Origin of the sequence: Blochmannia endosymbiont of Camponotus sp. (assembly GCF_023586365.1) — a bacterium.
In the GTDB taxonomy this organism is placed as follows: Bacteria; Pseudomonadota; Gammaproteobacteria; order Enterobacterales; family Enterobacteriaceae; genus Blochmanniella.
This window is the reverse complement of record NZ_CP097759.1, coordinates 114,333-138,983: the sequence shown is the minus strand read 5'-3', so window position 1 is coordinate 138,983 and position 24,651 is coordinate 114,333. Positions and strand designations below refer to the sequence as shown.

The following is a 24,651-nucleotide window of genomic DNA, read 5'->3' as shown; positions in this document are numbered from 1 at the left end:
TAGCCCATTAAATAACCAATTACACATAATAATCATAATAATATATAAATAATAAATAATCAAAAATTCAATTTAGTTACTAACATGGTATCATATCTTTAAAGTATAGTTGGGTCGTTAGCTCAATATGGCAGAGCAGTTGACTCTTAATCAATTGGTTGTAGGTTCAAATCCTACACGACCCAATCAATTAAACACTGCAATATCCACTAACATTTTCAGTAAATTAGAAGAATCTTTTAAAATGTTTAACATAAATATATATCTACAAAATAACTGAAGTATTAGATCAAAAAACTTTAATAACCACTTCTAAACCCACGTCCTTAAACAGGATAATGAAAAACTATATATTAATTATCAAAATAACTACTTTTTAAGAAGTATATTGCTTATACAATTTTTAAAAATAATAAAAAATCTTGGTTTTATCACATTCCATCAGTACGAAAAAATAATCACTATACTTTAAATATCCGGAGGAGTAGAGATTCGAACTCTAGAATGCTTTGGCATTACCGATTTTCAAGACCGGCGCCTTAAACCACTCGGCCACTCCTCCATAAGATTTAAAACAATATAATTATTTTATCATTTTTAGTGCATACAATAAATACATTATACTTTTACGTATAATAAAAACTTAAATGGTTTAAATTATTAATTTAATACTGAAATCAATACTGAATTATAAAAAAATAATTCCTATAAACAAAAGACCACATTTAGTGACATTATTAACCTATATCAAGTAGGATATTATATTACTATAAATATACGTACTCATAGCTAATACAATTTTGATTGTATATAAACTTAAACACCATTTTTAGTTTCCACACATTATTATTATTTAATAATAATAAATTTATTAAGTAATTCAGGACTAAACCTATGAAATATAGCCAAATTAATGCTAATGTTGATACACAAGGATATTTAATTCACCTTGAAGATTGGAATGAAGACATTGCAAGGAATATCGCTAAATTAGAAGGAATTACACTGAATACAATACATTGGGAAATTATATATTTTGCACGAAAATTTTATATGGAATTTAATTCGCTACCAAAAATTAGAATATTAATCAATGCTATAGCGCTTAAACACGGTAAAGAAAAAGGAAATAGTCAATACCTTGCTCGTTTATTTCCAAAAGGATCTGCAGCTCAAAAAATTGCAAAAATTTCTGGTCTTCCTAAGCCCGTTAAATGTTTATGATACAATAATCACAATTTTTTAAATTTATAACAAATTATTGTACTAAATATTTTTAATATTAAAATAGAAGGCTATTAAATTTATTTAACATGAAAAAAATATTCATTTATATCAAATCTACTTAATAATAATTTACACTTGATTTTATTATCTTATCCCATATCTATTCTATTATTTTCAGTAGATAATATTTAATGGGAGGGGTGTTATGATAGCTAGCAAATTTGGAATAGGACAACAAGTACGACATAAATTATTAGGGTACTTGGGAGTAATAATAGATATAGATCCAGAATATTCTCTTGAAAAACCTACATTAGATGAAATTACAAAAAACGACACCCTACGCAAATCTCCCTGGTATCATGTTGTTATGGAAGATGAAGAAGGAAAACCCATGCATACTTACTTAGCAGAAGTACAACTAGGGTATGAAAACATACTAACACATCCGGAACAAACAACTTTAGATGAGCTTTCTGAATCTATTCGTTTACAACTGCAAACACCAAGATTAAGAAATTAATCTATATATCTAAAAAACTGTTTATATGTATATGCAAATTAATTAAAAATATTATATTTCCCATACAAAGTATGATAGTATTTAAATACTGCTTCGAATGGTTATATTTATAATCAAATGTAACCATTTGATTTCAATAATATCTTAAATTTTAGACATATCTATTATTTAATATCAAACTTAAATAAAAATTTAATCGCAGTAATTAATTTTCAATCATACCATAACTGTTCTCTCCATAACCTATAAGAAGCGCGTACTCAAACATATCAATTGGTGCTTAAAATATTTTAAGCCATATTTTAATTGTAATAAATACTAATTGACATATTTTGTTGTAATTTAGATTCGCATTCATCTAATACAAAATTAATTTTTAAATAGAACATAATATATACGTATGCATACGTATATATTTAATTATCTTTAGTAAAAAGATATTTTTTAGGAAATATATGTTTATAAAATCATACCCCATCAAAATCATATTTTGATATCAAAAAAATAACCATTGTTATATTAAAAATAATACATATCAAATATAACTGCGCACACTCAAATAGATTCATATATATTTAATAAACAATAATATTTTTCAGGCTAAAACAAATATAATAGAATAAATTAGAAAATGAACATACAATTTTGAGTCTAGTTAAAACATAATGATTTAAACTTTTTATCAAAAAATTTAATCATTTTATAAAATCACTAGATATATAATGTAATAAATCTTTTTCATCATATACATATATACATACAGAATACAATCGCATTTAATAGTTTGATATTTTATATTGTACGAAATGAGCAATATATTCATAAGATGAGATATACTATGCTTAATAAACGTGAATACTATACAAAAGAAGATCTATTAGCTTCCAGTAGAGGTGAATTGTTTGGAAAAAACGGACCTACGCTGCCCGCTCCTAACATGCTGATGATGGATCGAGTAATAAAAATGACTAAAAATGGAGGAAATTATAATAAAGGATTTATAGAAGCAGAATTAGATATTCAATCAGATATGTGGTTTTTTAATTGTCATTTTATAAAAGACCCAGTTATGCCGGGATGTTTAGGATTGGATGCTATGTGGCAATTAGTAGGGTTTTACCTCGGTTGGCTCGGAGGAGAAGGTAAAGGACGCGCTTTAGGAGTAAAAGAGGTTAAATTTACTGGCCAAATTTTACCTACATCTAAAAAAGTTACTTACTTGATTCATTTTCGAAGAATCATCAACAGAAAGCTAATTATGGGAATGGCTGATGGTGAAGTATTGTGTGATGGGAAAATAATTTATACCGCAACTGATTTAAAAGTCGGATTATTTAAAAATTCTACAGTATTCTAAAATATTTAGATATAAAATATGAAAATATTTTTGAGTATTAACTTCTCTATATGAACTAACTCCATCAAAATTTAGTTTATTTCGCATAAAATAACCTATTTATTATAGATTACAACAACTAAACAATATGCATTATTATAATAATGTATATCTTTGATTAAAAAATGCATTAAATTTATAACAGTTATCTATATCTAAGCACGAGTGTGCTCAAAGAAATAAAAATTATGAGCAATATATAGACTATATACTATTTCAAAATATAATTATCAGTATATGATGTTAAAAATTTATAATATAACTAAAAGTAAAATATTATTAGTCTAAAAATTAGGAGACTATAGAATGAATGTAGTATCAGTAGCGGATATATTACGCGGTCATGTATCAAAAAATACTGAAATTACTATACAAGGTTGGATTCGTACCCGACGAGATTCTAAAGCTAAAATTTCCTTCCTAGATCTATACGATGGTTCATGTATCAACTCATTACAAATAATTGCGCATAATAAGTTACATAACTATAAAAATGAAATATTACGTTTAACTAGCGGTTGCTCAGTTATAATTGTGGGAATGCTAGTGAAATCCATTGGTATAAAACAACATGTTGAAGTAATTGCAAAAAACATTAAAATATTAGGGTGGATAGACGACCCTAGTACTTACCCAATAACTGCTAAAAAACATACTATGGAATATCTACGTGAATTTTCTCATCTGAGACCACGTACTAATACAATTGGCGCTGTTGCTCGTATCAGAGACGCGTTATCACAAGCTATTCATAACTTTTTGCATAAACAAGAATTTATATGGATTCCTACCCCTATAATCACCGCATGCGACACTGAAGGAAGCAGTAAAATGTTCTGTGTATCTACTACTTCAGAAACTCAACAAATTTTAAATAATTCAAACGAAAAATCACATCATACTCACAATACCTATGACTTTTTCGGTAAAAAAGCTTTTTTAACAGTATCAGGTCAATTAAATGCAGAAGCTTATGCTTGTGCGTTATCAAGAGTATATACTTTTGGTCCAACTTTTAGAGCAGAATATTCTAATACAAATCGACATTTATCTGAATTTTGGATGATAGAGCCAGAAGCTGCATTTATGACTTTAGATGACATTATCATTTTAGCAGAATCTTTGCTTAAAAATATCGTCAGAATACTCCTTGAAAAACGTTCTGACGATATAAAATACTTAGTTGCAAAAATAAACAAAAATATTATTTCTATCCTAGAAAATTTCTCTGAGATTAAATTCAATCATATAGAATATACTGAAGCAATAAAATTATTAAAAACATGCAACAAAAAATTTAATAATCCGATCCATTGGGGAACAGATTTATTCTCTGAACATGAAAAATATCTGTCGGAAGAATATTTTAAATCCCCAGTAATAATAAAAAACTCCCCAAAAAACATCAAAGCCTTCTATATGCGTTTAAACGATGATAATAAAACTGTAGCTTCTATGGATATTTTAGTTCCCGGGATTGGCGAAATAATTGGAGGTTCACAGAGAGAAGAAAGATTATCAAAGTTAGATCAAAGATTACAAGAAAACCGTCTAACGCAAGAAAATTATTGGTGGTATCGTGATCTGCGACGCTACGGAACAGTACCTCATTCAGGGTTCGGGTTAGGTTTTGAAAGATTAATGATATATGTAACAGGAATAAAAAATATTAGAGACGTCATTCCGTTTCCCAGAACCTCAAAAAACATTAATTTTTGATAAAATCTATAGATATAAAAAATACATAAATAAAATAAATCTAATGATAATGCTTAAAAAACATCCATATATGCACATTATTATATACATGATTATATATTTATATTCTTATATTATTAAAATTGAAAATTTCAATATAAATAATTGGAAAAACATGATAGTTTTTGATATATATAAAATATTCTGCATATTATAATAAATACGGATACATGTTATGTTTAAATCTATTAAAATGGCACCTGATGATCCAATTCTTGGTTTATCGGAAATTTATGATGCTGATGAACAAAAAAATAAAATTAATCTAGGAATAGGCGTATATATCGATAAACTGAAAAATACTCCCGTTTTAGCTAGCGTCAAACAAGCTGAAGAATGGTTATTAAAACATGAAATCAGCAAAAATTATCTTAGCATAGAAGGTTTACATTCCTTTAATACTGCGACTCAACATTTGTTATTTGGAACAAATGATAATTCTATTGTTTCAAAAAAACGCATGCGAACTGTTCAAGCTCCCGGAGGGACTGGTGCGTTACGTATTGCAGCTGAATTTATAATAAAAAATACCAATTCTAAACGCATATGGATTAGTTCTCCTACTTGGATCAATCATAGAAATATTTTCCTTGCTGCAGGATTAAAAATATGTACTTATCCTTATTATAATAGTATCACTCATTCACTAAGTTTTGATGAATTATATTCAAGTTTAAAAGACGTTAAACCTAATGATGTCGTATTATTCCATTGTTGCTGCCATAACCCTACAGGCATTGATCCTAATGCTGAACAATGGGGTATACTATCGGAATTATCAGAAAAAAAACAATGGCTACCTTTATTTGATCTAGCTTATCAAGGATTTTCTCGTAGTTTGCAAGAAGATCTTGAAGGTTTATATATTTTCTGTAAAAAAAATTCAGAACTGATAGTATGTAATTCTTATTCAAAAAACTTCGGGTTGTATAATGAACGTATAGGAGCGTGTACTGTAATCACTAATAATAATGATGATGCTGAACGCGCATTAAGTCAATTACGTGTTATTATTCGTGGCAATTATTCTAATCCACCAGCTCATGGAGCATCCATTGTATCTTTGATATTAAACAACAAAGTTTTACGATCTACATGGGAAGCAGAACTAAAAAACATGCGAGAAAACATCAATCATATGAGAAAATTATTTGCAAATACTTTACAAACTAATAACAAAAATAAAGATTTCAGTTTTATCGAACGACAATGTGGTATGTTTTCTTTTATGGGTTTAAACGAAAATCAAGTGATGAGATTAAGAAACCAATTTGGTATTTATCTAGTAGGAGCGGGTAGAATTAATTTATCTGGGTTATCAGATGATAACATCGCTTATGTAAGCAACTCTATAATTAAAACTTTACAAACATCTTAACCATCTTGGTGGTTAAGATTAAACACATACTTCGCTCGATCGGAATGCTCTTAAATCTAAAGACTTTCTCTAACTAGAGCGAATCCTAAAATTTTACTATGATGTTGTATGTGTTACGTAAATATTATTTAAACGCTCATAACCCAGCGTAGAGGTGCTGCCATGTCCTGGCAAGAAAATAATGTCATCTCCCAATGGAAACAATTTAGTCTTAATAGAATTAATTAAAACTGTAATACTCCCTCCGGGCAAATCCGTGCGACCAATACTTTTTTTAAATAATACATCTCCCGTCACCATAAATTTTCGTATCTTATTCCAATATACTATGTGTCCCGGAGAATGTCCTGGACAATATAATACATCAAAAACTTCGTGACCTACTTGTACCGTATCGCCATCTTCTAGCCAAACATCTGGAATAACTGCTGTAGTACTACTATTAGGGAGATCTACATTTAACATTCTACATTGCACAGATAAGTCATCTAACAACGATTGATCAGCTCTATTTGGACCTAGTATTGGAATGTTATAATACTGTCGTAACTCCATAGCACTACCAACATGATCAAAATGACCATGAGTTAATAAAATTTTATTTATTTTTACTCCTAATTTATCTATTTCTGATCGTAATTTATCACTTTCTCCCCCAGGATCTACTAAAACTGCTTCATGTGTTACTTCGCACCAAATTATTGAACAATTTTGACGAAAAGGAGTAACTGGTATAATATTATATCGCATATCTATTCCATTATCGTGTACGTCTAGTTCTAAACATTAATAATTATTATTGTGATTATTATTCTCAAAACACGAATCTACCATTATAAATCATATTTTCAACACAATCACATTATAAAAATTATATTAAATTCTACAATAAAAAATAAATTATTAAAGACATCACATATTCATCATAACCCAAAAATGTTAAAAACATGAACGATCTTAAACATAAGATATAAGCATATTATTCTTTAATAACATTTCAAATATAATAACTACATCCTACGTTACTAATTACATTGATTGTTCTACATCATCTATATTAGATGCGATATTAAATCCACCATCAACATAAATTATTTCACCAGTAATCCCAGATGATAAATCAGAAAACAAAAATACAGCAACATTTCCAATTTCTTCAATGGAAATATTACGACGAATCGGTGATTGCCTTTGGTAACACAATAACATTTTTTTAAAATTCTTAATACCAGAGGACGCCAAAGTGCGAACAGGCCCACAAGAAATCGCATTAACGCGAATACCTTTTGGTCCCATGGCATTGGCCATATAACGAGTATTCGCTTCCAATGAAGCTTTAGCTAATCCCATTACATTATAATAAGGAGTAGCACGCATAGCACCTAAATAAGTCAATGTAACTAAGGATGCGCTATTGGTAAGCATGTTCCTGCATGCTTTAGCTATTCCTACAAAGCTATAAGAACTAATAGTATGGGACAATGTAAACCCTTCACGAGTAACAGTATCTACATAATCACCTGTCAATTGATCAGTGGGAGCAAACGCTATCGCATGTACAAAACCATCGAAAGTCGACCACTTTTTATTCAACTCAACAAATAATTTATCTATACAAGAATCTTCAGATACATCACATGGCAACACAATATCAGAATCAAAATTTTTAGATAGATTTTGTACTCTCAATTTTAATTTATCGGTATGATAAGTAAAAGCTAACTCAGCACCTTCTCTATGTAAGGACTGAGCTATACCGTAAGCTATAGATCTATTGTTAGCTATACCGGTAACTAAAATTCGCTTATTACTAAGCAATGCCATTCTTGTATCTCCAAAAATATAACGTTTGTTATGATTAATATTTAACAATATAACTAACACATCAATCATTCAAAATTAATTGTAACAAATATTATTACATGTTTATAAATTTGTCTATTATTGTAGCAAAATCGTTTTTTAATCTTAGTTGTATAAGTTACTGTTAAAAAATTTTATAAAATATTCCTACTGTCATGATAACCATATCTATAAACTGCGGTTTAATTACCATGGTAAATCTACGCTAGTCATGTCGCAAATACCAATATAAATGTAAATCATCATGAATTATTCATCATATCATAAGCCAACTCTACTTTTCGGATAATTAATTAATGATTTATCAAATATTAAAAATTTTCTACTATATCTTAATCAAGGATACAACCATTTATTTCTGTTCAACCATCACAATTATTAAATAAATTTAATCAAAAACTCACATTTATAAACAATTTATCAAATCATTACGATTCATCATTCATTTTGAAAATTTTTAAATACTCTGTTTTTATCTGTCAATATATTTAACCCCGGATTTTATTAATTATATTGTTGTAGAATCTCAAATTAAGTTTGACTTACTTATTGGTACATCTCAAAAATATTAATTTTGATATGATTTCAGATCTCCACAATCCCTTTACATGCTCTAAATCATGAAATATGAATATATATAATAATCATATATTTGGAATTATGTAACCACTATTAATTTTGAATAAAAATTCACATTACCGTTCTCTTACTCTCCACTTGAATCCGGAATACATCGAGTAGATATTATACACGTATTTTGCTTTCATTTGTATATAAAATTTAGAATAAATTATCTAAAAAAAAATCGATCACATTTCGATACCCCTATTATTCGTTTCTATTATTTAACATGAATTAATATCGCATTTCAATTGTTTTTATTTTTACCTAAAACAGAATTTTTCATTCTATTCATTTATACCTCTATATTTTTATAATTTATATGTTAACGTTAAAATAAAAACATAGAAAATAAAATCTTATAAAATTAGGATTATACTAATTCCTAAATCTGTTTCGTTCATAACAAACAATATAAAAATTTTACTAAAATCGTTTTATTTATATAAATAAAATATCAGCTCAAAGCTGAGCAATACCATTATCTTTTTAACAATAAATATTCAATAGGATATCTGCGCACAAATATTTAACTAATTTCATTAATTATTATACTAATTTCATATCGAAAACATACAACATATGATATTTTCTCTATTCACATATCATTTATTCTTTTGTGATAATAAGTATAATGAAATATAAAAGTATTTATTTTCTTTGTAATTACAAACATATATAAAAATAAATACCAATTATGTGTATAATTCTTATATGTTTTAAAAACTTTACTTAAACCAATAATCTATAATAGATATTTATAAATTTTATTAAATACATTATACTATTAAAACTTCAAAATTAAAAAGATGTTGATATTTAAAATTGTAGATACAAGTTGTAATTATCTGATTTAATACCATCTTTTCATATAGTTTTTAATAAAACTCACTAAAAATAAAAACATCAATAAATATTATATTTAATATAAATAACACATATAATATTTATTATAACAAACTTAAAAAATTATACGTATAGCAATGCTATTTAATATGTATTAAATATCGAATTATTAATTAACAAAGTTATTGCGCTATAAAAAAATATGATACGGATATTTGTATATATAACATATTTTTATACTTCAATACTATTATTGAGAAACTATCAACGCTTTAATAAAAATAGACATTCTTGATGACATCTTTAGAGAGGCAATAACATGCGACTTAGGCGGGTGACAGAAGCAAGACTACCAACACTTTGGGGAAATTTTTTAATAGTAGGATTTGAAGAAAATTTCACTAGACATAATCATGTTGCATTAATATATGGAAATATCACTGGATCAGATCCGGTATTAACACGAATACATTCTGAATGTTTAACAGGCGATGCTTTATTTAGTTCACGTTGTGATTGTGGATTTCAACTAAAAACCGCATTACATTGTATTACAGAAGAAAAACGCGGCATTTTAATTTATCATCGGCAAGAAGGGCGCAATATCGGATTATTAAATAAAATTCGTGCTTATGCATTGCAAGATAGTGGAGCTGATACAGTAGAGGCAAACCAATGTTTAGGTTTTGCTCCCGACGAAAGAGACTTTACTATTTGCGCGGATATTTTAAAATTACTGCGCGTAAAAAAAATACGTATTTTAACCAATAACCCAAAAAAAGTAGAAATCTTAAATAAATCATGTATTAATATCACAGAAAGAGTTCCACTAATAGTAGGAAGAAATCCAGAAAACTCTAGATATTTAGATACTAAAGCATCTAAACTGGGGCATTTATTTTATAGCTATTACAAATAAAAATACAAACATTATAACTAAAAAAAATCAAAAACGTTTTGTTACATAACAAAACTGGTTAGTTACTTCTATATGCAACAAATAAATAATATACACATGCTCTATTTACTCGAGTAAATATTCTGTTCTTAAAAATACATAATCATTACAATTTACCTGCCTGTCTTCAATCAAGAAAATTATAATTTGAAATGTCAGTATTTAATTTACATAAAATCTATCTAAAATTTTTTAATAAGTCGTATTTTTAAAAAAATCATTTTTTATTTATTTTTTTATAAACAAATAACCGCAGCCTTAATTATAAGTCCATTCTAAATAAAAATAACTAAAAGAAATGCTAGTCCATTGATAAACAATATTAAAATTAATGGAGTTTTAATATACACTAATTTACTATAAAGTTTGCACATTCTTTTAAATAAAGAAAATGCTTAAAAAGATAATATCTTTCTTTAATTCAAAGAAAACTATTATCTTTTAAATTCATTAAACAATACATACAACACAATTAAAATCTTATCTATTGCATTAAGTACAACCCCTCAAAATAACATATTAATTCATTCAAATTTAACTATACCAAACTCAAAAAAATCATAGCATATACTTCTACGTATTGTCATTCCTTTTCGGAATAACTTATTTACATCATATACGCAATCTATATATGTCTTAATTATGACCTCCTATTATTTAAAATAAATTAGATATCTGCATATCCATCCACATTCAAACATTTATTTTAATTTCAAAGACCCAACAAAAAATATATTCAAAAAAAAATAATTTTTGATCCAAATTATCAATCACCTACAAACGAAAATAACTTTAGCTTATTCTTATAATAATCAATCAATTCTAATTTACTCCACACATAAATATCTTTAATAATATTACCATTACATAAATTTTTCCAATTTTTCTCTACAGAACACAAATAATATTTAATTGTTAACTAACCTTAATTAAAACCACTTCACACCTCTCCACTGTGGGAGTACAAAAAAATTGATGGTATGTATATAACTCTGCAATTTCAAATAATTTGATTATTATCAATACTTTCTATTTTAGAATAGATGAAATCACAATTCAAAAAAACTCTATAAATATAAATTCATTAACAAACAATCATTGCTATGATAACATACCCACTAACATTTATTATTTCACAAATAATAATAAAACACATCAAAATTTGAGTTAAAATATTTCATTTTATATAATCATAGCAATGAATTTTATTCATATACAATTGTTTTAGGATATCATCTATCACCAACTTATTTTTAAACTTTTTTAAAAAAGAATACATTCATTTTGTATAATCACATTGACTATATAATAATAGTGATTTGTAATAAATATTACACATTAAATTCGCTTAATAAAGATAGATCCACACCACTAAAAGTCATATACATATATATTTTGCAACCATATATGTATACATTATTCAATCTTACAATTATCACTATAAATAAAATTTACATATTAGTATAATACCATTGACAAACAATATTATTATTTTATATGTCAACATTTGTATTAATTTAATGACATTTAATCTATAAATAAAAATCATTACACTTAATTATTTTTTATTGTTATATATAAGTTTTTATTCATATCATTTTAATACACACAAATCATTATTTCATAGATAATTTATTATAATTTTGTCAATTAAATTTCCGTAACCACTAAAATTAAAATAATTCATTTCTATGCAATATTAAATATATATATCATATCATCATGGATTAAATATATTTAAATCAACACACTTACATACATACCTCATATTTAATCTATAATAAATTAAGTGAGATGTATCCAACAAACGATAATAGCCTTCATAATAATCTTTATTTTTAACAATTTAAGTAAAATCCTTGTAAGTTTCCATCAAGCATTATTTATAAATTTAATTAAAGATTAATTCATACCATCAATATAAATAAACTATATCTTGAACACATCTTGAATGTTTAAAATAATCCTTTTATAAATACTGTAACATTTTTTATTTTTAATAAAAAATAACTTACTAATTATGAAATTAGTCAATTACATTGACATAAATAAAAACATAATAAAAATAACTGTTCATTCTCTTTATTGTAAACAAGATCTCTCGATAAAATGTATCTAATTTACATATATTAATAACATAAATAGCCATCTATTTATGTTATTAAACGTAATCTTAATCTTTACACGCTATTCAAATAATAAAAAATTCATATACCCCCCCCCATGAAATAAGCCTTCATAGCTATCAATCAAAGCATTTATATAAATATTTTTACATTATTAAATACTATAAAATTATACAAATACTCTCATCCTAACGTTATCTTAGAATTACCATTAAATTAATAAAACAAACCAAATATAACGACTCAAATCGTTATCATATTGCAACATGATAACGAAAAATCATATATCTACAAAAATATATTTCCAATATATTTCGCGTGCGTATAAACATACATTTTTAATAGCATCATTTAAGTACACTTATTAAATTCTATTATACTTGATTATGCAATAACACTTTTATAAATAAAACCATCAAGACCTATAAGAACCAATAAAATATATATATTTTATTATAATTTAGTATAATTTTATATTTGTCACAATAATTATACCTTAAATAAAAAACCCATACATTTGATATGTATAATAATAGACGGATTATTCACTAATAATCCGTCTATTAACAACATTATATACATTAGTGTATTCAATGAAAAAATGTTTTTTACTATCCTTCAATTACTGCTATTTGACATTTTAAAGAAAAAATAGTATTACTAATATCATTAACATTCGTGTATCTATAAAATAAATATAATCACATCGCAATAAAATGAGTATTCTCTCATTAAAACCGTTTCTAGTAATTAAACAATTATTTAAAATATTACTATTCTTAAAAATATTGCAATTAGACCCTTAATATAAATGAAGTTTTTGATAAATAAATCACTGGGAAATTTAAAAAAATAATGAGATGTCAAAAAAATCAGATGAAATGTCTAAATATTCAAGTGCGCTATCATTCCAATCCAGCAGCCATTTTTAATCAATTATGCAATAAACGTAATTCGACATTATTATTAGAATCAGCAGAAATTAATAAAAAACACAACATAGAAAGTATGATGATTATTGATAGCGCATTGCGTATTACCGCTTATGGCTCAACCGTTACTGTACAAGCTTTAACTAAAAATGGCGCAAGTTTACTCCCGTTACTAGTGCAAACGTTGCCCACAACAGTGAAAATTCATAAAACTTCTGACAGCATCAAATTTATATTTCCTACAACACAGACAACAACTGACGAAGATACATGTCTACGATCGATTTCAATATTTGACTGTCTACGCTCATTACTAAAAATAATACAACCTCTTCACAACACCCCCAAAGCTACATTTTTAGGAGGTTTATTTTCCTACGATTTAATATCTTGTTTTGAATATTTTCCTCAATTAATTAATACTTATAAATGCCCAGATTACTGTTTCTATTTAGCCGAAACATTATTGGTGTTTGATCATCAAAAATACACTGCTTCATTACAAATTACCTTATTTAGTCCAAATATCTTAGAAAAAGATCGATTACAAACTAGGATGAATCAATTAAAAATCCAAATTAACCAAACACCACAATCTATTCCTTATACAAAAATACACAATATGACACTACGCTGTGAGCCAAATGACGAAAAATATAAGCGAGTTATACGTAAAATACAAAGATCTATACGTCAAGGAGAAATATTACAAGCTGTCCCTTCACGACGATTTTTCCTTCCATGCCCTTCACCATTGGCGGCATACCATGTACTAAAAACTAACAATCCTAGTCCTTACATGTTTTTTATGCAAGACGTAGCATTTACACTTTTCGGAGCTTCTCCAGAAAGTTCTTTAAAATACAATGCAGATACTCGACAAATTGAAATTTACCCCATCGCTGGTACGCGATCTAGAACTTATCGTACTGATGGATCATTGGATACAGATTCAGATAACCGTATAGAATTAGAAATGCGCTTAAATCATAAAGAATTATCAGAGCATCTCATGTTAGTAGACTTAGCAAGAAATGATTTAGCGCGCGTCTGTAAAGCAGGTAGCCGTTATGTAGCTGATTTATTAAAAGTAGATAGATACTCTTTCGTTATGCATTTAGTATCTAGAGTAGTAGGAGAGTTGCGTCATGATCTTGATGTACTACATGCCTATCGTGCATGCATGAATATGGGCACATTAACTGGAGCCCCAAAAATTAGAGCTATGCAACTTATTTATGAGGTAGAAGGTACACGTCGTAATACTTACGGAGGCGCTATTGGATACTTAACTGGTGCTGGAAATTTAGACACATGTATCATCATTCGATCAGCCTACGTCACAAATCAAATAGCTACAGTGCAAGCGGGGGCGGGTATAGTAATAGACTCCATACCTCAATCAGAAGCCGATGAAAGCCGTAACAAAGCACGTGCTGTTTTACATGCCATCTCTACAGCACATGGTTCTAAGGAATTATTTTAACAATGGTTAACGTAATATTACTGGATAACATTGACTCATTTACGTATAATTTAGTAGATCAGTTACGCAATCATGGGCATCAAGTACTGATATATACTAATCAACTGCCTGCATCAATCATTACTGATACACTATCGAATATGGTAGACCCAATTTTAATGTTATCACCAGGTCCTGGATCTCCTAGTAAAGCTGGATGCATGACAAAATTGATAGCACAATTACACAGACAAATCCCAATCATCGGAATTTGTCTAGGATATCAAGCCATTGTAGAATTTTATGGAGGACGTATATCGCAATCAAAAGAAATTTTTCATGGAAAATCTTCTTTGATACATCACGACAATTCAGCTATGTTTTCTAATATACCAAACCCTTTTTTAGTAGGACGATACCATTCATTAATAGGTAGTTATATACCAAATAATTTAAAAATTAATGCTTATTACAATAAACACACAGCAATGGCAGTACGTAATGACTCTGATCGGATTTGCGGGTTTCAATTCCATCCCGAATCTATCTTAACAACTCACGGAACGCAACTTATTCAGCAAACTATCGCATGGGCAATATGCTTATACAAGGAAAAAATAACATGCAAGCCATTTTAGACACTCTATATCAAGGTAAAAATATTAACCAAGAACAAAGTGAAGCATTATTACGCTCCATAATAAAAGAAAAATTATCTGAAATACAAATTGCATCGGCACTTATTAGTATGAAAATACGTGGAGAGACCTTTGAAGAAATTGTAGGCGCTGTAAATATATTATTAACTCATGCTAAACCTTTTCCCCGTCCAAATAGCTTGTTTGCAGACATTACAGGTACCGGGGGAGACAATAGTAATACTATCAATATTTCTACAACTAGTGCTATTGTAGCTTCAACTTGCGGCGCAAAAATTATTAAACATGGCAACCGTAGTATATCTAATCTAACGGGATCAATGGACTTACTAGAACAACATTATTTGATGATCAGCAATCCGCAACAAGCGCGTAAAAACTTTGATGAATTAGGTATATGCTTTTTATATGCCCCGCAATACTATACAGTGCTACATCGCATAATGCCCATACGTAAGCAATTAAAAATTCCTACGTTATTTAATATAGTAGGCCCATTGATTAATCCATCCAAGCCTCCATTAACACTTATTGGTGTATACAAAAAAGAGTTACTATCACCTATAATCCAAATATTACAATTACTTAAATATAATCACGCGATCGTAGTACATTGTGGAGGGATTGATGAAGTGGGATTACACTCCCCTACTCATGTAGCGGAACTACACAATAACATCATAAAGAATTATATTTTGACAGCATCAGATTTTGGATTGGACTCGTATCCAATAGAAATATTACGTTGTTATTCGAAAAAACAAGCCCACGAATACATGATCAACATATTAAAAGGAAAAGGAAAAGCTGCGCATTTAGCTGTAATAGCAGCCAACGTAGCATTATTATTAAAATTATTTGGATATAACAATCTACGCGCTAATGCGCAACTAGCTTTAGAAAAAATGCATCATGGTATACCTTACACTCTTTTGACTTCTTTATCAAAAACTAAGATACAAAATCATGAAACACACGATACTCGATAAAATTTTATCATATAAAAAAACATGGATAGCTGATCAAAAAAAACAACACTCATTACATGTTTTAAAAAGCAAAACACAAGCAAGCAATCGGGATTTTTATAGCGCTGTGTCCCACAATAAAAAGCAAACCATATTTATATTAGAATGTAAGAAAGCGTCTCCTTCTAAAGGTATTATTTGTAATGATTTCGACCCTATCAAAATAGCACAAACTTATAAAAATTACTCCTCAGTAATTTCAGTATTAACTGATAATAAATACTTTCATGGAGATTTTAATATTTTACACCAAGTGAGCAACATCGTAGAACAACCAATATTATGCAAAGATTTCTTTATTTCAGAATGGCAAATTTATTTTGCGCGCTTGCATAAAGCTGATGCTATTTTACTAATGCTATCAATTTTAGATGATGCAACCTATCAAAAACTGGTCAGAATAGCTCATACATTGTGTATGGGGGTACTAACAGAAATCGCAAACGAAGATGAATTAAAGCGTGCTAAATATTTAGGAGCTAAAGTCATCGGTATAAATAATCGTAATCTAAATGATTTGTCTATTGATTTAAATCGCACTATTACTCTAAGCAAAGATATACCTAACACTGTCACTGTAATCAGCGAGTCTGGTATTAGCAATTATTGTCATATAAGAAAACTTAGACAATATGTCAATGGATTTTTAATAGGCACAATATTAATGTCTCAACCAAATCTTAATGTAGCCATTAAAAAATTAATTTTAGGAGAAAACAAAATATGCGGACTAACTCAAGTCAAAGACGCTTATATTGCATACAAATCAGGTGCAATATATGGAGGACTAATTTTTGTTCCCACTTCGCCTCGCTACATAAATGTCACAATTGCGCAACGTATTGTTTATTGCGTAAAACATTTGAGTTATGTTGGTGTATTTTGTAATGCCACAATTTCTTACATTGTTACCATAGTTAACATATTAGGGCTAGCAGCAGTTCAGCTTCATGGCGTAGAAGATCAAGATTATATTAATGTTTTGCGGACACGATTACCTATGACATGTCACATATGGAAAAGCATTAATATGAACCACAGACCATTGCCGCAATGTAATATACTAAACGTGGATCGCTATTTAACAGATAATGGAGGGGGCAGTGGAAAAACTTTTGATTGGTCACTGCTTTCTAATATGCGATTAGATAGAATAATTTTAGCCGGAGGATTAACAATAGACAATTGTAATAAAGCGGGGTACATAGGTTGTTTAGGTTTAGATTTTAATTCTGGAGTTGAAATTAGACCAGGTATTAAAAATCACCAAAAACTCATCAAAGTCTTCCAAATAATCAGATCTTATTAAAGGAATATATATTCCAAATAATTAAACAATAAAATAATCAATATGATAAAATTAAAATCTTATTTTGGAGAATTTGGAGGTATGTATGTACCACAAATTCTAATACCAGCGCTGACTCAATTAGAAGAAGCGTTTATATCGGCTCAAGATGATGCTTCTTTCCAAACAGAACTCAAATATCTTTTAAATCACTACGCCGGTCGCCCTACTCCTTTAACATTATGTAGAAATTTAACAAAAGGAACTCGCACTAAACTGTATTTAAAACGTGAAGACTTATTACATGGAGGATCTCATAAAACCAACCAAGTATTAGGACAAGCTTTACTAGCAAAGCGTATGTCTAAAACAGAAATAATCGCTGAAACTGGTGCCGGACAACATGGAGTTGCCGTCTCCATTGCAGCATCTCTTTTAGGATTGAAATGTCGTATTTATATGGGATCTAAAGATATAAAACGTCAAAAACTCAATGTTTTGAGAATGCAATTAATGGGCACAAAAGTTATTCCAGTACATCGTGGATCTGAAACTTTAAAAGATGCTTGTAACGAAGCCATGCGTGAATGGTCAAAAACTTATGAATATACTCATTATATGCTTGGTACAGCTGCCGGGCCTCATCCTTTCCCCACAATCGTTAGAGAATTTCAACGTATTATTGGAAAAGAAACACACAAACAAATACAAAAATATGAGCAATGCTTACCAGATGCAATTATTGCTTGCGTAGGAGGCGGATCTAATGCTATTGGCATATTTTCCGATTTTATCGATATACCATCAGTACAGTTATTAGGTGTAGAAGCTGGAGGATTAGGTATAGACACTGAATATCATGGCGCTGCTCTACAACACGGAAGTGTAGGAATTTATTTCGGCATGAAAAGTTTAATTTTACAATCTTCGGAAGGACAAGTAAAAAACTCTTATTCTGTTTCCGCTGGTCTTGATTTCCCATCTGTCGGTCCAGAGCATGTTTATCTAAAAAATACTGGCCGGGTACAGTACGTATCTGTTAATGATACAGAAGCCATAACAGCTTTTAAGAAATTATCTATTCATGAAGGAATTATTCCAGCTCTAGAATCTGCTCATGCTTTAGCTCATGCACTAAAAATAATTCAAAAACAACCAAATAAAGCACAAATTTTAGTAGTTAATTTGTCTGGACGTGGAGATAAAGACATTTCTACAGTTTGTAATGCATTAAAAAAAAAACGAGATACATAACAATGAATCGTTACGAAAAATTATTTACACATTTAAATCAGAAAAAATTAGGAGCATTTGTTCCGTTTATTGCCGTAGGATATCCCAATCCTATTGCTTTTATGCATATCATCGATATATTAGTGTCTTCGGGTTCCGATGCGCTAGAATTAGGAATACCATTTTCTGATCCCATATCAGATGGACCTATAATACAAAAGAGTATGGAACGTGCTTTCAAATCAGGTATAAATTTTTCACGTTGTGTGATGATACTACACAATATTCGTAATAAATATCCAAATTTACCCATCGGATTGCTAATCTATGCAAATTTAGTCTTTAAAAATGGAATAAATAATTTCTATTCATGTTGCTCAAAACTAGATATAGATTCCATATTAATTCCTGATCTTCCTGTAGAAGAAAGTCTACCGTTTTATAATGCTGCTACACAACATAAAATAGCCCATATCTTTATTTGCCCACCTAATGCTACCGAAGAATTAATCCATAATATTACCACTCTCGGACATGGATACATCTATTTACTATCCCGTCCTGGAGTAACTGGAATTGATATTAATACAAAAAAAATTTATAACACTATATTATATAATATAATTAAATGTATCCAAAAACAAAAAAAGAAATTACCTATACTGCAAGGTTTTGGAATACACACACCACTTCAAGCTCAAGAATCGTTATCGTTAGGAACTTCTGGGGTCATTACCGGTTCTAAAATTGCAAGCATTATAGAAAAAAATATATCTAATACAGAACTAGCATTTAAGAAAATAGAGAAATTAGTACGTCTTATGAAGACATCCATGCGTTCTAACATAAATTAGATTAGCAATAATAGGTGTCATTATATTCTTATTTTTAACAAAAAACCGAATGGTTTATATATTATAATCATCAAAACTAGTACGCAAATCCTTTATAAAAACGCCAAAGTACATTATATTAGATTTAATATTACTTTGGTATACAAAATATTATTACAATATTTATTAATCTCCATGTGCAAACGCGTTAAATTTATAAACATACTCGCACATACAATACATCGACAATACATTGACGCAAAAATATTCAGTTTATTATAAACTATAAATATTATCAGAAAATTACCAAATGCAAATATTCCCTAAACAATAGATTGAATATAATTATTTATAGAATCACATTACATTTTAATTAAAATTAAATAATTTGATCATATTTCACGAATTCAATTGCGAAGAAATATGACATCTTTATTTTCAAAAAAATATTTTTGGAAAAATTATGATAATCAAAGTATCTCAAGACGTATTATGTTTTATTCGCAACTATTACATTAATATTACGACATTAATATTCGCTACAACATTAATGCAAGCTAGCTTAGATTATATTTTATTACCAAACACAGAAGATCTCATATTTATGCATAATTTTATTAATAGGAGCTTACAGGACATAATCAAAGAGTTATCATCAGATCAACAGTATATTTTATTAAAATTATCTGCCGCTAATAGTATTTCTAAGCTTCTAAGTAGTACTTTTTTATTCGGAAGTATACTAACCATGTTACATGTTTTATCTACTACCGATAAAAATAACCAATCTTTCAATATAATAAATATTATTAAGTCAGCGATACCAATGTTTCCAAAATTATTGCTATTAATTTTTTACACTACATTGTGTATACAACTGGGTTTAATGATAGCAATTGTTCCGGGTATTCTATTAACCATTATAATCAGCTTAACTCCGATTATAATTACCACTAATAATATATCTATTATGGAAGCTATACGCCTTAGTATCAAAGTAAGCTATCGCAACATTTATTTAACTACACCGCCAATACTATTATGGTTTCTAATGAAAACTATATTTATACTAATATATATCCACTATTTCCATTCTTGGATCTTCATTGTTAAGATTTTAATAAACAGTACGAACAATATATTATCTGTAATTATTTTAATTTATTTATATCGCTTATATATGATTATCAGAACAATATGAAATTATTAATTTTCTTAAAAATTTTTTATTTATATTTATATTAAAAAAATAACTAATATAAAATAAGAAACTATATGCATTACAACGCGAAATCGTAATTATTCAATTGATTAAAAGCATTAATTTTACATAAATTTGAAAAATCAATTTATTAAAATAACCATGTATAATATTAATTACCAAACATTTTTACAGAATTTAAACAAAATTTGAAAATAATAATCAATTTTTTTTCTGGTTTATTGCTCTCATATACCCAACGACGCATAGCTGATCTAATACTTTCTTCAAATATACCAGGAGGAACCGCTGATAATATGCATATGTTATCAACTTTGCCTTTAGTATTTACATCATATTGTACAATAATTTTGCCTTCTATATTCAATATTCTCGCTCTATTAGGATATTCAGGATATACACGATTAATTATACAAGAAGATATATGTGGCCTATCATGAGGTTTTTTAGACAAATGCACAGAATGTGTTGTAGGTTCTCCAATATTAACATTATTTTTTTCAACCAAAGGAACATTTTTATAAGCATTTAATTTATATTTAGAACTATCTAAATTTTTTTTTTCTGACCGAATTATAGATTTTGAATTTTGTTGCTTATGACATGTTTTAAGTGTGTTCGATAACTGTTTTTTTTCTAATGATTCATGAAAAAGTTGACTAGTTTGCAGTAATGACAATGTAATGATCTTAGATCTTTGCGCGCAAATAGACTGATTGATAAAATAATAACAATGATATAATAATACATACATCACAAATGCATGTACTACACATGACACAAAACAATAAAAATAAATTGACATATGCAATTTGCGCCAAATACGTTGGAACAGATCTATAACCAAATCTTTTATTTTTTTTAAAAAAAACTCATATTTCATTATAATTTTGAATATTTTATTATCTTTATACTAAGAATTATTTGAAATTACTCTCCTTAATATTTTAAATACATGGATAGATACTACAACAAATAGTTATGCATCAATTCTAATTGTTTAAAATTAAATAATTTAACTAAACACATACATCAGTTTTTCGTTAATTACTTATACTATTCGAGTATGAGTAATCGATGATATGTATTGCATCGCATAATAATTACTAATTTATATAATGAATACACAAATTCATTTATTTGCTCAAAATATAAGAAGTACTTTGCGCTTATCATATACTGTTTATAATGTATAGCATATAACAATGAAATTGATACTATCAAATAATAATTAACATTAATTAATATATTTTAAAAATTAATATCTGATCATTATATATCTACACTTTTTGTACGATTATAAAATTTGTCATAAAATAAATATTCAATAATAATCTATAGTCTTTATTTAAGATATCCTATAAACAACTCAATAGGATTTATGTAATCATGATTGTGATTCATGCTATATTTAATTGTATTTTCTTATGTAGTTATTGGTTATTAATCGTACTAGTTACATTTCGAGTTTTAATAAAACGCCGAGCGGTGCCATCGTCTATGGCATGGTTATTAGTAATTTATGTTTTGCCTTTAATAGGTATCATTACATATCTATTATTTGGAGAATCTAACCTTGGTAAACAACGATCTACTAGAAGTAAAATAGCATGGTCATCTACCATGCGTCGTATACAAATACTAAAAACTTATAAACATATATTTTCCACTGAACACAGCGTAATCGCTGCTTCATTATTTAAGCTTTGCGAACATCGTCAAGGAATAGGCGCTTTAAAGGGTAATCAAATACAGTTATTTAAAAAAACTGACGATACCATCATATCTTTAATTAAAGATATTGAATTAGCTCAACACAGCATTGATATGGTATTTTATATTTGGGAATCCGGGGGATTAGTAGATCATGTTATAAAAAAATTAATTATAGCAGCTAAAAGAGGCGTCCGATGTCGAATTATATTAGATTCAGCCGGATGCGCCAATTTTTTCAATAGTTCATATCCTAATATAATGCGACAAGCTGGAGTGAAAATTGTAGAAGCGCTACATGTTAATTTGTTGCGCGTCTTTTTACGTCGTATGGATCTGCGACAACACCGAAAAATGATATTAATTGATGATCATATTGCTTATACTGGCAGTATGAATATGGTAGATCCACAGTTGTTTAAAAAAAACATAGGAATTGGACAATGGATCGACATTATGGTGCGTATAGACGGGCCTGCCGCTTCAGCCATGAGCATAATATTTTCTTCTGATTGGGAAATTGAAACAGGACAACACGTATTGTCCCCATTGTTATTCAACACTCACATAGTAACAGATCATAAACTAATATCAACAGGACATACTATTCAAATTATTCCCTCTGGACCAGGATGCCCCGAGGGAATAATTCATCAAGCACTACTAATATCATTATATGAAGCACGTAAAAAGCTTATTATTACTACTCCATATTTGGTACCTAGTGATGATTTATTACATGCCATTTGTACAGCAGCACAACGGGGAGTAGAAGTACATATTATTATTCCTCAAAACAACGACTCTATATTAGTAAACTGGGCTAGTAGAGCGTTTTTTAGCGAATTATTAAAAGCCGGAGTTTTAATACATCAATTCCAAAATGGATTACTACACGTAAAAAGTGTATTAGTCGATCAACAATTAAGCCTAATAGGAACCGTAAACCTAGATATACGCAGTTTATGGCTAAACTTTGAAATCACATTAGTAATTGATAGTAAAGATTTTAGTAATGAACTAGAAAAAACACATGAAAACTACATTGCACACTCTAAAATAATCGACCCTCAAAAATGGGCCAACCGCCCTTATTGGGAACGTATTGTTGAGCGTTTATTTTATTTCTTAAGTCCTCTGTTGTAAGGAATTTTTTTAATTTTTAGTTTCAACAAAATAACTCAAAAATAAATATAACACATCCCTATACTACATCCATTAAACAAGATACTCTTAATTTTAATTAAGATATCCGTAAAGTTCCTTTATCATAATTAAACATATTCTCATATATCAATTTGATTTACATAAGAATAAAATTCTTATAGACGTTTAAAATAAAAAATATATTCCATATAATATATCTAACACCTGACGTCAAGTTCATGACGACATTGCACAGTATTTTATCATTATTACATGTAACTGAAAATTGTGATATATAAAATATAAATCAAATCCATATGATTGATAAAAATAAATCCAAAATACAATAATATTGTATATCAATATAAAACTTAAATATAAAAAATTTATTATATATAAAAATGCATCTTATTTAAAAGAAAGTAACATACGCATA

Annotated in this window: 17 protein-coding genes and 2 tRNA genes; 15 read left to right on the top strand and 4 right to left on the bottom strand. The window is 28.2% G+C overall.

Annotation, left to right across the window (positions count from 1 at the left end):
• Positions 1–111: 111 nt before the first annotated feature.
• A tRNA-Lys gene (locus M9407_RS00555) sits at positions 112–185 on the top strand.
• A 292-nt stretch (positions 186–477) separates the two neighbouring features.
• Here M9407_RS00555 and M9407_RS00550 read toward each other — a convergent pair.
• Positions 478–562, bottom strand: a tRNA-Ser gene (locus M9407_RS00550).
• Positions 563–894: 332 nt separating this feature from the next.
• Here M9407_RS00550 and M9407_RS00545 point away from each other — a divergent pair.
• From M9407_RS00545 to M9407_RS00525, 5 genes are all read left to right on the top strand, one after another.
• Positions 895–1,224 (top strand): TusE/DsrC/DsvC family sulfur relay protein, encoded by a 330-nt coding sequence (locus tag M9407_RS00545; protein ID WP_250237235.1) that lies wholly within the window; start codon positions 895–897, stop codon positions 1,222–1,224.
• A gap of 208 nt (positions 1,225–1,432) precedes the next feature.
• Positions 1,433–1,750, top strand: a complete 318-nt coding sequence (hspQ, locus tag M9407_RS00540) for a heat shock protein HspQ (protein WP_011282960.1) — start codon at positions 1,433–1,435, stop codon at positions 1,748–1,750.
• Between the two features lie 838 nt (positions 1,751–2,588).
• Positions 2,589–3,107, top strand: coding sequence for a bifunctional 3-hydroxydecanoyl-ACP dehydratase/trans-2-decenoyl-ACP isomerase (fabA, locus tag M9407_RS00535; protein WP_250230925.1), 519 nt, complete (start codon positions 2,589–2,591; stop codon positions 3,105–3,107).
• Positions 3,108–3,452: 345 nt separating this feature from the next.
• Complete coding sequence (gene asnS / locus M9407_RS00530; protein ID WP_250237234.1) at positions 3,453–4,865, top strand: asparagine--tRNA ligase; 1,413 nt, start codon at positions 3,453–3,455, stop codon at positions 4,863–4,865.
• A gap of 214 nt (positions 4,866–5,079) precedes the next feature.
• On the top strand, positions 5,080–6,282 hold the full coding sequence (locus tag M9407_RS00525) for an amino acid aminotransferase (protein ID WP_250237233.1): 1,203 nt from the start codon (positions 5,080–5,082) through the stop codon (positions 6,280–6,282).
• A gap of 96 nt (positions 6,283–6,378) precedes the next feature.
• Here the strand turns inward: M9407_RS00525 and M9407_RS00520 are convergent, their stop codons facing one another.
• On the bottom strand, positions 6,379–7,032 hold the full coding sequence (locus tag M9407_RS00520; RefSeq protein ID WP_250237232.1) for an MBL fold metallo-hydrolase: 654 nt from the start codon (positions 7,030–7,032) through the stop codon (positions 6,379–6,381).
• Positions 7,033–7,311: 279 nt separating this feature from the next.
• Positions 7,312–8,106, bottom strand: a complete 795-nt coding sequence (locus M9407_RS00515; protein WP_250237434.1) for an enoyl-ACP reductase FabI — start codon at positions 8,104–8,106, stop codon at positions 7,312–7,314.
• Positions 8,107–9,931: 1,825 nt separating this feature from the next.
• On the opposite strand from M9407_RS00515, the gene ribA reads away from it, so the two are divergent.
• From ribA to M9407_RS00475, 8 genes are all read left to right on the top strand, one after another.
• Positions 9,932–10,531, top strand: coding sequence for a GTP cyclohydrolase II (gene ribA, locus M9407_RS00510; protein ID WP_250237231.1), 600 nt, complete (start codon positions 9,932–9,934; stop codon positions 10,529–10,531).
• 3,020 nt (positions 10,532–13,551) lie between these two features.
• Complete coding sequence (locus M9407_RS00505; protein WP_250237230.1) at positions 13,552–15,114, top strand: anthranilate synthase component 1; 1,563 nt, start codon at positions 13,552–13,554, stop codon at positions 15,112–15,114.
• 2 nt (positions 15,115–15,116) lie between these two features.
• Positions 15,117–15,731, top strand: coding sequence for a glutamine amidotransferase-related protein (locus M9407_RS00500; RefSeq protein WP_250237229.1), 615 nt, complete (start codon positions 15,117–15,119; stop codon positions 15,729–15,731).
• A complete protein-coding gene (gene trpD, locus M9407_RS00495; protein ID WP_250237433.1) occupies positions 15,716–16,741 on the top strand; it encodes an anthranilate phosphoribosyltransferase in 1,026 nt (341 codons plus the stop codon). Before M9407_RS00500 ends, trpD begins: the two co-directional genes overlap by 16 nt.
• Positions 16,719–18,089, top strand: a complete 1,371-nt coding sequence (gene trpCF / locus M9407_RS00490) for a bifunctional indole-3-glycerol-phosphate synthase TrpC/phosphoribosylanthranilate isomerase TrpF (RefSeq protein WP_250237228.1) — start codon at positions 16,719–16,721, stop codon at positions 18,087–18,089. Before trpD ends, trpCF begins: the two co-directional genes overlap by 23 nt.
• Positions 18,090–18,131: 42 nt before the next feature.
• Positions 18,132–19,322, top strand: coding sequence for a tryptophan synthase subunit beta (gene trpB / locus M9407_RS00485; RefSeq protein WP_250237227.1), 1,191 nt, complete (start codon positions 18,132–18,134; stop codon positions 19,320–19,322).
• A gap of 2 nt (positions 19,323–19,324) precedes the next feature.
• Positions 19,325–20,155 carry a tryptophan synthase subunit alpha gene (trpA, locus tag M9407_RS00480; RefSeq protein ID WP_250237226.1) on the top strand — a complete coding sequence of 277 codons (831 nt, stop codon included), beginning with the start codon at positions 19,325–19,327 and terminating at the stop codon, positions 20,153–20,155.
• Positions 20,156–20,597: 442 nt separating this feature from the next.
• Positions 20,598–21,335, top strand: coding sequence for a YciC family protein (locus M9407_RS00475; protein WP_250237225.1), 738 nt, complete (start codon positions 20,598–20,600; stop codon positions 21,333–21,335).
• Between the two features lie 172 nt (positions 21,336–21,507).
• Here the strand turns inward: M9407_RS00475 and M9407_RS00470 are convergent, their stop codons facing one another.
• Complete coding sequence (locus M9407_RS00470) at positions 21,508–22,239, bottom strand: TonB family protein (RefSeq protein ID WP_250237224.1); 732 nt, start codon at positions 22,237–22,239, stop codon at positions 21,508–21,510.
• A gap of 506 nt (positions 22,240–22,745) precedes the next feature.
• On the opposite strand from M9407_RS00470, the gene cls reads away from it, so the two are divergent.
• A complete protein-coding gene (gene cls / locus M9407_RS00465; RefSeq protein WP_250237223.1) occupies positions 22,746–24,215 on the top strand; it encodes a cardiolipin synthase in 1,470 nt (489 codons plus the stop codon).
• Positions 24,216–24,651: the final 436 nt, after the last annotated feature.

Excerpts from the sequence above, each read along its gene's own strand:
- M9407_RS00475 (WP_250237225.1), top strand. The coding sequence starts at position 20,598 with ATGATAATCAAAGTATCTCAAGACGTATTATGTTTTATTCGCAACTAT.
- trpB (WP_250237227.1), top strand. The coding sequence starts at position 18,132 with ATGATAAAATTAAAATCTTATTTTGGAGAATTTGGAGGTATGTATGTA.
- ribA (WP_250237231.1), top strand. The coding sequence starts at position 9,932 with ATGCGACTTAGGCGGGTGACAGAAGCAAGACTACCAACACTTTGGGGA.
- M9407_RS00545 (WP_250237235.1), top strand. The coding sequence starts at position 895 with ATGAAATATAGCCAAATTAATGCTAATGTTGATACACAAGGATATTTA.
- fabA (WP_250230925.1), top strand. The coding sequence starts at position 2,589 with ATGCTTAATAAACGTGAATACTATACAAAAGAAGATCTATTAGCTTCC.
- M9407_RS00500 (WP_250237229.1), top strand. The coding sequence starts at position 15,117 with ATGGTTAACGTAATATTACTGGATAACATTGACTCATTTACGTATAAT.
- M9407_RS00520 (WP_250237232.1), bottom strand. The coding sequence starts at position 7,032 with ATGCGATATAATATTATACCAGTTACTCCTTTTCGTCAAAATTGTTCA.
- trpD (WP_250237433.1), top strand. The coding sequence starts at position 15,716 with ATGCAAGCCATTTTAGACACTCTATATCAAGGTAAAAATATTAACCAA.
- M9407_RS00505 (WP_250237230.1), top strand. The coding sequence starts at position 13,552 with ATGAGATGTCAAAAAAATCAGATGAAATGTCTAAATATTCAAGTGCGC.
- trpA (WP_250237226.1), top strand. The coding sequence starts at position 19,325 with ATGAATCGTTACGAAAAATTATTTACACATTTAAATCAGAAAAAATTA.
- asnS (WP_250237234.1), top strand. The coding sequence starts at position 3,453 with ATGAATGTAGTATCAGTAGCGGATATATTACGCGGTCATGTATCAAAA.
- trpCF (WP_250237228.1), top strand. The coding sequence starts at position 16,719 with ATGAAACACACGATACTCGATAAAATTTTATCATATAAAAAAACATGG.
- M9407_RS00515 (WP_250237434.1), bottom strand. The coding sequence starts at position 8,106 with ATGGCATTGCTTAGTAATAAGCGAATTTTAGTTACCGGTATAGCTAAC.
- M9407_RS00525 (WP_250237233.1), top strand. The coding sequence starts at position 5,080 with ATGTTTAAATCTATTAAAATGGCACCTGATGATCCAATTCTTGGTTTA.
- hspQ (WP_011282960.1), top strand. The coding sequence starts at position 1,433 with ATGATAGCTAGCAAATTTGGAATAGGACAACAAGTACGACATAAATTA.
- cls (WP_250237223.1), top strand. The coding sequence starts at position 22,746 with ATGATTGTGATTCATGCTATATTTAATTGTATTTTCTTATGTAGTTAT.
- M9407_RS00470 (WP_250237224.1), bottom strand. The coding sequence starts at position 22,239 with ATGAAATATGAGTTTTTTTTAAAAAAAATAAAAGATTTGGTTATAGAT.